The sequence below is a fragment of the Seonamhaeicola maritimus genome (genome assembly GCF_008056315.1).
Classification (GTDB): domain Bacteria; phylum Bacteroidota; class Bacteroidia; order Flavobacteriales; family Flavobacteriaceae; genus Seonamhaeicola; species Seonamhaeicola maritimus.
The window spans coordinates 54452-67691 of the sequence record NZ_VRKQ01000012.1 but is presented as its reverse complement, the minus strand read 5'-3'; the positions used below and the strand labels follow the sequence as shown (position 1 = coordinate 67691).

At 35.6% G+C, this 13240-nt stretch carries 9 protein-coding genes; 8 read left to right on the top strand and 1 reads right to left on the bottom strand.

The window, feature by feature from the left end:
* The 7 genes from FUA22_RS13485 to FUA22_RS13455 all read left to right on the top strand — a co-directional run bounded on the left by FUA22_RS13485 (position 1) and on the right by FUA22_RS13455 (position 10545).
* On the top strand, positions 1-1296 hold the full coding sequence (locus FUA22_RS13485; protein ID WP_241664830.1) for a glycoside hydrolase family 117 protein: 1296 nt from the start codon (positions 1-3) through the stop codon (positions 1294-1296).
* Between the two features lie 79 nt (positions 1297-1375).
* A complete protein-coding gene (locus FUA22_RS13480; RefSeq protein ID WP_147769124.1) occupies positions 1376-2677 on the top strand; it encodes a glycoside hydrolase family 117 protein in 1302 nt (433 codons plus the stop codon).
* Complete coding sequence (locus tag FUA22_RS18605; protein ID WP_241664829.1) at positions 2670-5012, top strand: family 43 glycosylhydrolase; 2343 nt, start codon at positions 2670-2672, stop codon at positions 5010-5012. The genes FUA22_RS13480 and FUA22_RS18605 overlap by 8 nt, the downstream gene beginning before the upstream one ends.
* Before the next feature lie 4 nt (positions 5013-5016).
* A complete protein-coding gene (locus FUA22_RS13470; RefSeq protein ID WP_147769123.1) occupies positions 5017-5721 on the top strand; it encodes a polysaccharide deacetylase family protein in 705 nt (234 codons plus the stop codon).
* Between the two features lie 10 nt (positions 5722-5731).
* Complete coding sequence (locus FUA22_RS13465) at positions 5732-7189, top strand: sulfatase family protein (protein WP_147769122.1); 1458 nt, start codon at positions 5732-5734, stop codon at positions 7187-7189.
* 316 nt (positions 7190-7505) lie between these two features.
* Complete coding sequence (locus tag FUA22_RS13460; RefSeq protein ID WP_147769121.1) at positions 7506-9098, top strand: sulfatase; 1593 nt, start codon at positions 7506-7508, stop codon at positions 9096-9098.
* A 22-nt stretch (positions 9099-9120) separates the two neighbouring features.
* Positions 9121-10545 carry a glycoside hydrolase family 28 protein gene (locus FUA22_RS13455; RefSeq protein ID WP_241664828.1) on the top strand — a complete coding sequence of 475 codons (1425 nt, stop codon included), beginning with the start codon at positions 9121-9123 and terminating at the stop codon, positions 10543-10545.
* Position 10546: 1 nt separating this feature from the next.
* Here FUA22_RS13455 and FUA22_RS13450 read toward each other — a convergent pair whose 3' ends face one another.
* The gene (locus FUA22_RS13450; protein ID WP_147769120.1) at positions 10547-11701 is read right to left on the bottom strand and encodes a hypothetical protein; all 1155 of its coding nucleotides are present in this window, start codon (positions 11699-11701) and stop codon (positions 10547-10549) included.
* Between the two features lie 135 nt (positions 11702-11836).
* Between FUA22_RS13450 and uxaC the strand changes: the two genes are divergently transcribed.
* On the top strand, positions 11837-13240 hold the full coding sequence (gene uxaC, locus FUA22_RS13445) for a glucuronate isomerase (RefSeq protein ID WP_147769119.1): 1404 nt from the start codon (positions 11837-11839) through the stop codon (positions 13238-13240).

The window sequence follows — 13240 nt, the reverse complement described above, 5'->3', positions numbered from 1 at the left end:
ATGAAGACAACAAAGATAATTTTAATATCACTTCTATGTTTCGGCATTTTTTCTTGTGCAAACAAAACTAGTAATCAAGAAGATAAGGATATTCAAAAAGAAACTACATCAACCGAATACATAGGAGGATACCCTTGGGATATCCCGCAAACAAAACCAGATAGACCATTAAGTACTGCCAATGAAAGGCTTTATGACAGGTATATGGCTCCTAGGCCTCAGGATAATGAGCTGTTTTCTCAATTCAGATACACTGAACTAAAAGGATTTGATTACAATGATGGTGATGGTACCATTTCTAGACGAGACCCTTCAAAAATCATTAAAGAAAATGGAAAATATTATATGTGGTACACGTATAGGAATACAGTACAGTCTCCAGTAGGTTTTACACGTGCACATTTAGCAACAGATGTGATTCCTTCAACAGACTGGGATTTATGTGATATTTGGTATGCAACTTCGAATGATGGTTTCACTTGGGAAGAACAAGGGCCTGCAATTAAAAGACCTAAAAAACCTGCTTTAGGATGGCGTTCTGTTACCACTACAGATATCCTAAAATGGGAAGGTAAGTACTACTTATACTTCCAAGCCTTCAATGAGGCAAGCGGAACTAAAGGAGACCACTGTCCGGTAGCTGCTGCTTATGCAGACTCACCTGATGGTCCTTGGACTATTGTTGACCAAGAAATTATTCCTAATGGAGAACCAGGTACTTGGGATCAATATTCAATCCATGATCCATATCCATTGGTCTATAAAGGTAAAATCTACATATACTATAAAGCTGCTTATGGTGTTCGTCCTGAATATTTGGTGGCTGCTGGATTAGCAATTGCAGATAGTCCTCTCGGGCCATTTAAAAAGCATCCTTTAAATCCATTATTCAACTCAGGGCATGAAACAGCCTTATTCCCTTTTAAAGAAGGAATTGCGGCAATAATTACAAGAGATGGTAATGAAAATAGTACCATTCAATATGCTCCTGATGGCGTAAGTTTTGATATTGCTTCTGTTACTGCGTTGTTACCATTTGCTGCAGGTGCTTATATACCAGATGCTTTTAATAGTAATGGAAATGGAAGAGGAATTACTTGGGGTATTTCGCATTTTACAGGGTCGCAAGGTGGTAATAAACGAAAGTATAGTTTTTTATCGCGTTTTGATTGTGATTTAAGTTTAGACTTAGATGATCCTGAAATGAAAAACACGCGTTTGTATTTAGATACAGATGTGTTCTTTTCAAGGAAACTTTCCAAAAATCAATTGGAAAGAATTAATAAAAAAAACTAGGGAGTTATAATAAAATAAGCATAGTGCAGGAAGATAATTTCAAAATCAAGCGAGTTTACATGTTGAAAAATCAAAAGTTATGAGGTTTAAGAATATTTTTTTCATCGGTATATTGTCAGGACTTTCATTAGCTTGCAATAAACTCGAAAGCTCAAAAGAATTAAAAAAAACAGAAGTAAATAAGGTGTTTCCGCATAAAATGCCTGAAGAAAAGCCAAATTTCCCTTTAAGTGCAGCCGCCGAAAGGATGTTTGATTATCCAGCTCCGAGAGTACAGGATAACGAATTGTTTTCACAATTTAAATACACTCGTTTAGAGGGTTTTGATTATAACGGAGGTGATGGCACTATTTCACGACGAGACCCTTCGCGTCCTGTACTAATCGATGGGAAATATTACATGTGGTATACCAAACGCCATACTAAAGTGCCACCTGTTGGCTGGAATCGTGCCCATGAAGCTACAGATGAAATCCCATCTACAGATTGGGATTTATGTGATTTGTGGTATGCTACCTCTGAAGATGGTTTTAAGTGGAATGAACAAGGTGTTGCCGTAAAACGTCCTGAGAAACCGGCTTTGGGTTGGCGCTCTATCGCAACCCCCGATATTCTTATATGGGAAGGGAAGTACTTTTTATATTTTCAAGCATTTAATGAACCAAGTGGCACACGAGGCGACTGGTGTCCTATTTCTATGGCTTACGCAGATTCGCCAGATGGACCATGGACTCATGTTGGAAAACCTGTAGTCCCTTTTGGTAAAAAAGGTGAATGGGACCAAGACCAAACTCAAGACCCACATTTGATAAAGTATAAAGGCAAAATCTATTTGTATTATAAAGCGGCTTATAATAAATGGCCAGATAAAAGAGATAAATATGCTGTAGCCCATGGTTTGGCAATAGCAGATAACCCAATGGGACCTTTTGAAAAGCATCCTTTAAACCCAGTTTTAAACTCTGGGCACGAAACCACTTATTTTCCATTTAAAGAAGGTATTGCGGCTTTAGCTATTAAAGATGGTAACGAGGCACAAACGATACAATATGCCGAGGATGGGGTTAATTTTAAAATAGCCTCTACCGTGGAGTTAACACCGACAGCTTGTGGCTTTTACACCCCAGATGCCTTCACAGGATCAGACTATGGAAGGGGTGTTACTTGGGGCGTTTGTCATTTTATAAATGCAGCCAACTCAAGAGATAAGAAACACTCAATTATTGCACGAGTAGACTGTGATTTAAGTTTAGATATTCATGATCCTTCAATGAAAAGTACAGGTGTTTGGCACAGACCAGAAGTTTATTTCAGACAAGGTCTAAATATTAAGCAGCGTGAGCGTATTTCTAAAGAAAATAAAAAACTCGAGAATGAATAAACTGAATTCTAAATTATTTGCCAGTATTGTGTTTATATTGTTTGGATTTTACATTACAGAAGCACAAGAAGATTTCAATTTCGCAGAATTACTTCCAGAGAAATTCGATAAGGCAAACATTATTGAAGAAGAAGACTATAATGTATGGGGGACCAATATCCTAAAAGGAAACGATGGTAAATATCACGCTATTTATTCGCGTTGGCCAAAATCAAGAGGGCACTTAGGTTGGGTAACACATTCTGAGATTGCCCATGCAGTTTCAGAAAACTTAACAGGACCATATAAATTTAAAAATTTAGTACTTCCACCTCGTGGAAATAAATATTGGGATGGCGACTGTACTCACAATCCGCATGTTATAGAACACGATGGGAAGTATTATCTGTACCATATGGGTAATCGAGGTAGTGGTTATTGGAATAAAACACCAGATGATCGGAAGCCTTCATATAATGACGATGAATGGTGGGTAAATAGAAATAATCAACGTATTGGTATAGCCGTAACTAATGATTTAAATGGAGAATGGGAACGTTTCGATAAGCCATTAATTGATGCCACCAACGGGCGTTGGATGACATCTACACCAACTGTAACAAGACGTAATGACGGAAAGTTTTTAATGGCCTATAAATATGTAGAAGCTCATCCTAAATTTAAAAACGGAAAAGTGGTTCATGTAACGGCGACATCACGTTCTCCTTTAGGGCCTTTTGAGGATACTAACATACCTTTTATTACACATCCAACAGCATCATTTGCAATAGACGATCATGTAGAATGGGTCTATAATGGTAATTATTACTGCGTAGCGAAAGATTCTCGTGGAGCGTGGAGTGATTATCCTGATGGCTCCACCATGTTATTTGAGGGAGACGATATGGGCTTAAATTGGAAGCCTTCAAAAAACTTTTTGGTTATTAAGGCAGGTAAATTAGAATGGACAGATGGTACCGCAACCAAAACTAAACGAACTGCCGATATGCCAAAATTCTATATGGAAAATGGAATACCTAAAGCTTTAATTATTGCTGTGCTTCCAGAAAATAGTGAAGATTCATTTTCTGTCGTTATTCCATTAAAAACCCCAATGCCCAAAACCAAAGCATTTCCATATCAGGTTACAGAGTATTCTGATGATTACAAATTAAGTGCTGCTTTAAACAGAAGTTTTAATCAATATCCATCACATGTAAATGCAGAGAATGAATTGTATAGTCAGTTTAAGTACACTAAATTAACTGGTTTAGACTATAACGATGGTGATGCTACGGTAACTCGACGTGACCCATCTAAAGTACTTTTTGAAGATGGAAAATACTATGTTTGGTACACCAAGCGTCATACGCCTATTCCTCCGGTTGGTAAGTTTTCAAAAGATTATAAAATCATGGTAACAGAAGGCGATAAGATTGTTTGGAATGACACCATTCCAACAACCGATTGGGATTTGGCTGAGGTGTGGTACGCTACCAGTAAGGACGGTTTCCACTGGGAAGAACAGGGTGTAGCAGTTACAAGACCCGAATACCCAATACCTGGTTGGAGAGCTGTAGCCACTCCTGATATTCTAAAGTTTGAAGGAAAGTATTATATTTATTATCAAGCCTTTACTGAGCCTAGTGGAGTTAGAGGAGATTACTGTCCAGTTGGAGTGGCTTATGCAGATAATATTAATGGACCTTGGACACATGTGAATGATGTGGTTATACCTACAGGAGCCAAAGGAGAATGGGATCAATTTGCCATACAAGCACCAACACCATTGGTACATAATGGACAAATATATGTGTATTATAAAGCGGCTTTTAATAGACCTGGAACAGTTTGGAGTGGAATAGGTTTGGCAATTGCTGATAATCCGTTAGGGCCATTTAAGAAGCATGAGTTGAATCCGGTTCAAAATTCTGGTCACGAGATTTGTTTCTTCCCTTGGAAAGAAGGAGTGGCATCTTTGACCATTCGCGATGGTTCGGAGCATTTTACCATCCAATATGCTAAAGACTGGGTAAACTTTGATGTTATGGCTATTACTGAGTTTATGCCAACAGGTCCGAATGCATACATTCCTGATGCATTTTTAGATAATAAAGACGGACGCGGAATCACATGGGGTATTGGGCATTTCATCAATTTTAAAGGTAAAAATGCTAAGAGAACGCATTCGGAACTCTATCGTTTTGACTGTGATTTAAGTTTGGATGTTCACGACCCTGAAATGAAGTACCATAATTATCGATTGGCCCCTCAGTTTTATTTTAATTTAGGCCTAAGTGATAAACAAAAGAAGCGCATTAAAGAAGAAAACCAGAAGGTAAAAGCTAATAATTAGTGCAATGGGTAAAAGTGGCAATAACATAAAAAGTATAATAACTATTCTTATAGTTTCGGTATGGTTTAGTACCACTTTAGCTCAATCTAATCCAGAGCTGTCAATAAAGCCCATAAAATGCGTATCCGGATATGGTAAAGCAGTAGCACTTACTTTTGATGATGGTTTAAGGCCCGAAATTCATAAGCAATTATTGAATCTCGCTAAAAAGGAATCCGTTCTGGTTACCTTTTTTCTCATCGGAAATACGGTTGATAAAAATAGACTTTTAAAGCGCACCATTAGAGAAGGTCATGAAATTGGAAACCATTCTATGACACACAGTGTGCTTACCAAATTATCTGATTCGGAGCTTCGCTCTGAAATTCTTGATTTTCAGATGATGTTTAAAGAAGATTACGATTATGTGCCTACGGTTTTCAGAGCACCAAAATTACAATACGATGAGCGTGTTATGAAAGTTTTAAAAGAAAGCAATTTAATTCCAGTAAATGCCACGGTGGGAACCAAAGACTGGGCAGAAGATACCACCAAGGAATATATTTATAATAAGGCAATCAGCGCTATGAAAACATGTGATGGATGCATTATATTAATGCACGAGGTTAAAAAAACAGTTGATGTGTTGCCCCAGATCATCAAATATTACCGAGACAATGGTTACAAGTTTGTAACAGTATCGCAATTACTATCAAATAAAATCCAATAAAAATAAACAGATGAAAAAAGTCATAAAGCTAATCTGGGTATTACCCATATTAATTTTTGGTTGTAAGGAAGTTAAAGAAGAAAAACCAATCACACCTCCAAACGTTATCTGGATTAATGCTGATGATTTGGGACGAGAATTAGCATGTTATGGTAATCCTGATATAAAAACCCCAAACCTTGACCAGTTAGCGCAACAAGGAACCTTATACACGAATGCTTATGCCAATGCTCCTATTTGTTCCTCAAGTAGATCGTCTCAAATTGCTGGTATGTATCCTACAACCATTAATTGTCTAGATCACAGAACTATTAATATGACAGAACTACAGGATGGTATTAAGCCTATAACAGAATACTTTAAGGAAGCTGGTTATTTTATTGCCAATGGTAGTGGAAGGGATTATCTTAAAAAAGGAGGTAAACGAGATTATAATTTTATTCCAGATATTAAATACCCGGCTAATGATTGGAGCGAACGTGCTAAAGGTCAGCCCTTTTTCGCTCAGGTTCAAATTAAATATCCACATCGCGTATTTGAAAGACATGAACAAAATCCAATTAATCCTGAAACCGTTACACTTCCAGGATGTTATCCAGACCATCCCTTGCTTAAAGCTGATTGGGCCTTATACTTGGAGTCTGTTCAAAAATGTGACGATATTGTTGGTTGGGTAATGAAACGATTGGAAGATGAAGGTTTAGCAGATAATACGGCTATTTTCTTTTTCGGTGACCACGGGCGTCCGCATTTAAGGGATAAGCAATTCTTGTATGAAGGCGGACTTCAAATTCCTTTAATAGTAAGGTTGCCAGAGCATGTAGATGCTGGTAAAATTGATAAGCGTTTGGTGAGTTTAGTTGATGTAGCTGCTACTAGTTTAGAATTAGCTGGGATAGAGTCAAAACACAAAATGCATGGTAAAGTTTTTATCGGGGACGAACAGGAAAAAAGAGATTATGTTTTCGGATTCCGCCAAAGAGCAGGAGATGCACCTGATGCTATTAGAAGTATCACTGATGGTCGTTATAAATTAATCTGGAATCAAGAACCAGAAAGACCTTGGATGCAATTATCAAGTTATAAGCGTAGTGAATATCCAGCTTTCACAGTGTATAGGGTATTGCATAAAAATGGAGAACTTAAAGCGCCATACAATCAATTTATGGCCGATAGCAGACCGGAATTTGAATTCTTCGATTTGGAAACAGACCCTCACGAATTTAATAACCTGGTCAGCAACCGAGATTATCAAGAGCATTTCAATAGATTGAAATCTGTACTTCAAAATAATTTAAAGGAATACGATAAGAATCAAATTCCTGAGTCTGAAGAAACTATTCAAAAAGGTAAAAATGGTTCTCAAAAATATTTTAAGACGAAAATGAAAAAATTGGGACTTCCTGAAGCGCCTTCGGATGAAGAATTATTGCTATACTGGAATAAAACACTAATTAAAGCGAATTAACAACCATATCTTACTTTTTTAAATTCATATCAGTATAAGAAGTTTTGATCTTGATTCTACTTTTACATAGGTTCAATTTACACTGATAAAATATTACCTAAATACTATTCTTTTGATGAAGCATAACACGGAACTTTAACAGAAGAGTACAAAATGAAAATCAAGGAAATAGAGAGAAACTAAAAAAGCTAAAAAAGAGGTGTTTAAGGCTACAAAATGGAAAAAAAGAAAGAATATAAAATAGTTGTTTAGAAAACCATTTTATATTCTTCTTATATTGCTATTTGAATAGAAATTTAAAAGAACCCTCCAACTAATGAAATCTAAATTCGCAATTATTCTAGTAGGTTTATCTGTATTATTTTCTTGTAACACAGATAAGAAAAAAGTAATAAAGGATGTTGAACCAGAAAAGAAGAACATTCTGTTCATCCTTGCCGATGATTACGGGTATAATGATTTGAGTTATAGAAACAATACCTTTTACGAAACGCCTAATATAGATGGGATAGCCCAAGAAGGTACCGTATTTAATAGCGGATATGCCACTTGCCAAGTATGTAGTCCGTCTAGAGCGAGCATTATGAACGGAAAGTTCCCAGCAAGACATGGTATTACAGATTGGATAGGAGCTAGGGAAGGCGAGAAATGGCGCGAGAAAAATAGGTTTAACAAATTATTGCCTCCAAAGTATAATCACAATTTGGCTCACGACGATGTTACCTTGCCAGAAGCACTAAAAGAAGCAGGGTACACCACGTTTTTTGCAGGAAAATGGCATTTAGGCAGTCAAGGGTCATGGCCACAAGATCATGGTTTTGATATTAATGTTGGAGGTTGGGATGCTGGGTCTCCTAAAGGTGGTTTTTTCTCTCCTTATGATAATCCAAATCTTGAGGACGGAAAAGATGGTGAAAATTTAAGTATGCGGTTAGCTCAAGAAACAGTTAGGTTCATGGAAGCTAATATAGATGGTAAATTCTTAGCGTATTTATCGTTTTATGCAGTACATGGACCAATTCAAACCACAAAAGAAAAATGGGCTAAATATCGTTACAAAGCAGAAATGAACGGTATTGAAGAGAGCTCTTTTAAAATGAAAAAGTTTCTGCCAATGAGAGAAACACAGGATAATCCAATATATGCTGGACTAGTTGAGTCTATGGATGATGCTGTGGGTGTTGTATTAAAAGGTTTAAAGGATTTAGGTTTAGACCAAAATACCATAGTTGTATTTACTTCAGATAACGGTGGTGTTTCAGCTGGTGATGCATTTTCAACTTCAAACTTACCTTTGAGAGGCGGTAAAGGATATCAATACGAAGGTGGTATTAGAGAACCTTATTTTATAAAGGTTCCTTGGTTAAATAAGGTAAAAGAAACCGATGTGCCCGCCACCGGAACTGATTTTTATCCAACACTATTAGATTTAGTAGGTGCAGATTTAAAACCCGAGGTGCATGCAGATGGAGTAAGTTTGTTACCTGTTTTAAATGGAGGTGAAATTGCAGAACGACCTCTAATTTGGCATTACCCACACTATGGTAACCAAGGGGGAGAACCGTCATCAATTATAAGAAAGGGTGATTGGAAGCTCATTCATTATTATGAAGACAATAGACAAGAACTTTTCAATTTAAAGACAGATTTAGAGGAACTTCATGATTTGTCTGTTGAAAATAATACTAAGGTTGAAGAATTAAAAAGGATTCTTTTTGATTATTTAGAAGAAGTGGGAGCTAGGTTTCCGATTAAGGATCCTCTGTATAAAGTAGAATTAGAAGAAAGGCATTTAAAAAATATGGCAACCAAAAAACTGGAAAGTTTAGAGAAACAAAGAATGCAGTTTTTATCTCCCGATTTTGATCCAAAAAATGATTGGTGGGGAAGCTTTCAAACAAACGATTAAAAACATTAATTATTAAAAATAAATGATGAAAAGTAAATCCAAATTATTACTAAGTTTTATAATAATTGCATTATTCTCATGTGAAAGGAAAACGGTTTGGGATGTAAGGGAATTTGGTGCTATAGATGATAATAAAACAATTAATACTGAAGCTATTCAGAGTGCAATTGATGCTTGTAATGAAGCAGGAGGTGGCACGGTAACTTTAGATGGAGAGACTTTTATTTCAGGAACTTTGTTATTAAAAAGCAATGTGACTTTAAACGTAACTGAAAATACTGTTTTATTAGGAAGCATCAACCCAAATGATTATCCTGTAGTTGATCCATTTATAGACGCCACCGGTCAGTTTAGAGGACAGTGTTTTATTGGGGCTATAGATGTTGAAAATGTTGCTATAACTGGTAAAGGAACAATTAATGGGCAGGGAGAAATGTTTACTCCTAAAAACGTAAAAGAAACAATAAAAAAGCTTGGTATTGAAATAATAAAACCGGACTTCTCAAATTTAATAGCGAAAGATAATAAATACGTAAATAACAACATTCGTTATTCCAATCGACCATTTTTAGTAAGAATGGTGCGTTCCAAAAATGTGAAATTAAAAGATATTCATTTACGTCAACCTGCAGCTTGGACATTGCATTTTTTTCAATGTAATAACTTTGAAGTAGATGGTGTAGATATTCACAGTCATGCAAACAGAAATAACGATGCTATAGATATTGACTCAAGTACCAATGGAGTTATTAAAAATGTAACCATTGACTCTGGCGATGATGCCATTTGTTTCAAATCCACCAGCCCAAAACCTTCTTCCGATGTTGAGGTTTATGATTGTAAATTAAAAAGCCATTGGGGAGCTATTAAATTTGGAACCGAATCAATGGGTGATTTTAAAAATATAACCATTAGAGATTGTTTTATTCATGACACCAGAGGTGGTGGCATTAAAATTTTAAGTGTTGATGGTGCTAATATTGACAATGTATTGATAGAAAACATAACTATGGAAAACGTAGAAATGCCCATTTTTATAAGGCTAGGGGAGCGTGGTTTGACTTATAGAGGTGTGCCTAAAAAACCAGTAGGCTCTATTAACAATGTGACCATTAAAAATATTAAAGCTACAGTTTCTAGTCTTGATAAATTAAGGTTAAAACCAACAACAGGGTTTTTCTTTACAGGTACCCCTAATCATAAAATTGGTCGCATTACTTTTGAAAATATTGATGTAACACTACCAGGTGGAGGAACAGACGATGATGGAAAAATAGAAGTGCCTGAGAATGAAACGCAATATCCAGAATTCATTCATTTGGGTGCAACTCCGGCTTATGGGGTTTATGCAAGACATGTTGAGCAGCTAGAAACCAATAATGTTGTATTCCATTTAAATACTGAAGATAAGCGTCAAGAGACTGTGTTAATTGATGTAAATAAATAGACTAAAACCCTATAGCCTCTATCAGTTTTAAGCTAGTATTGGTTCTATCTTGTCCTTTTACTTCAAAAATAGCGGTAAAGTGATTATTGTTTTTTAGGTACGTATCCTGAAACTTTTGGATGCTGTCTATATTTGTGAAGTACTCAACTGTAGCACTTACACCAATATCATGTTGCGAAAAAAACACAAAGTGTTCCGTGTCTCCACTTTTATATTTGGAAACCACGGCGTATTCATGAGAAACATCTCCTGAGTTTAAGTTAAAGATTGTATCCTTTTGTATGGGGTGATTAAACAAGCTAATTTGAGTGTCAGATATTTCAAAATACGGGTTGGATTCATTAAAAAAATATAAAAACTGGTTGTTGTTTTTACTTGGTCCAGCATATAAAGCGTGTCCTTCTTTTATTTCTGATGTGGAGGTTTGCGTTGAGAATCTAATTGAAAATTTTTTGTCAAAATTTTGAAAAAATGATTGAAATTTTTGTGTTGACAATGCAGCCATTCTTGTGGAGTAGGAGTAATTAGATGGTTTAATGCTATCTTTTAAGTTTGGGTTACTATCAATAAAATTATAGAATTCATCTGCACTGTTAATTGAAAAATCTCTAGTCCAGCCATTATTTCTAGTAATCGTTTTTCCTGTAATTCCAAAATGATCACCAATATAAAGGTTTGTTGAGGTGTCTTTAGATAGAATTGTTTTCCATAAACTGGGTTTAGGTTGTGGGATACTAATTTTAACTATGATTAAAACAGCGGCAAGAAAAAACATATAAGGCAACAATGAGGACCATTTAAGTTTTTTAAGGATGTAATGAGCTTGTTCATTTTTGTGAAAACTAACTTGATATTGACCTTTATAAATGTTTAATCGCCAGACATCATCTTTACCTTCGGTTTCATAAAACTGTACAATTTTCTTTCTGAGATTATGAACATTTACTCGTACTCTTGGGTTGTTTCTATCTCCAGCATTTTGATTTTTAAAGAATTCAATATCAATGATACTTTCTTTAAGATGCGTTCCTTTTTTCGTTTTATTATATAAATACTGCAAAAGGGCAATACTTGTTGGTGCATTTTTGAAAGTATTACTGTCGATAAGCTTTGATGCTATCTTATCTCTTTGTTTTTCAGTTAGTTTAGCTTGCATTGTTTTCTGGAATCAGAATAAGCTTTAACCGTTATAGCTACCGTTAAAGCTGCGTTAAAGTTATGAAAACAAAGTATTGTAATTACATTTGAAAGAGTATTTTTTATTTAAATAATTTAGTAGCATAATATATAAATGAAATCTTTTTTAGATCACGACTTTATTTTAGAAACAAAAACGGCTAGTGAGCTATTTCATGGTTCGGCAAGTAGAATGCCAATTTTAGATTACCATTGTCATTTAAGTCCAAAGGAAATAGTTGAAAACAAAAATTTCGAAAATCTAACCACCCTCTGGCTCTATGGAGATCATTATAAATGGCGAGCAATGAGAACCAATGGTGTAGATGAAAGATATTGCACAGGTGATGCATCAGATTGGGAAAAATTTGAAAAGTGGGCGGAAACGGTACCTTTTACTATTAGAAATCCATTATATCATTGGACGCATATGGAGTTGAAATTGTTCTTTGGATTTGATGGTATATTAAATATAAATACAGCCAAAGAAGTTTGGGACTTGGCCAATGAAAAGCTTAAAACAGATGAGTATAAGCCCCAGGGATTAATGGAAATGATGAATGTAAAAGTAGTCTGTACAACCGATGACCCAACAGATTCTTTGGATTATCATATGCAAGCGGCTCAAAGCGATTGCCAAATTAAAGTGTATCCTACTTGGAGACCAGACAAAGCTATGGCAGTAGAGGATGTCGAAGCTTTTAATGATTATATAGTAAAACTATCTGAGGTTTCAGGCATATATGTGAATTCATTCGATGATTTAATAAAGGCTTTAAGAAATCGTCATGATTTTTTTGCTGAAATTGGTTGTAGACTTTCAGATCATGGTATTGAAGAGTTTTATGCTGCGGATTATACGTCTGAAGAGGTTAGAACTATTTTCTTTAAAGTACGCTCTGGAATTGAATTAAACTCGGAAGAAATTTTGAAATTCAAATCTGCTATGATGTATGAATTTGGCGTTATGGACCATGAAAAAGGTTGGGTACAACAGTTTCACTACGGAGCAATAAGAAATAACAATACCAGATTGTTATCCAGGTTGGGACCAGATACAGGGTTTGATTCAATTCATGATGTAACCTGTGCTTCGGCAATGTCAAAATTTCTAAATGGTTTGGATACCCAAGATAAGTTAGCCAAAACTATTATTTATAATTTGAATCCCTCACATAATGATGTTGTTGCAACCATGATAGGGAATTTCCAGGATGGTAGTGTGCCAGGGAAAATGCAATTTGGATCGGGATGGTGGTTTTTAGATCAGAAAACCGGAATGGAAAGCCAAATGAATACTTTATCCAATATGGGATTGTTAAGCAGGTTTATTGGAATGTTAACAGATTCGCGTTGTTTCCTGTCTTATTCGCGTCATGAATATTTTAGACGCATTTTATGTAACTTACTCGGTAATGACGTAGAAAGCGGTCTCATAAATAAAGACATGGACCTATTGGGTAAAATGGTCGAAGACATTTGTTATAACAACGCCAAAAATTATTTCAACTTTAATTAA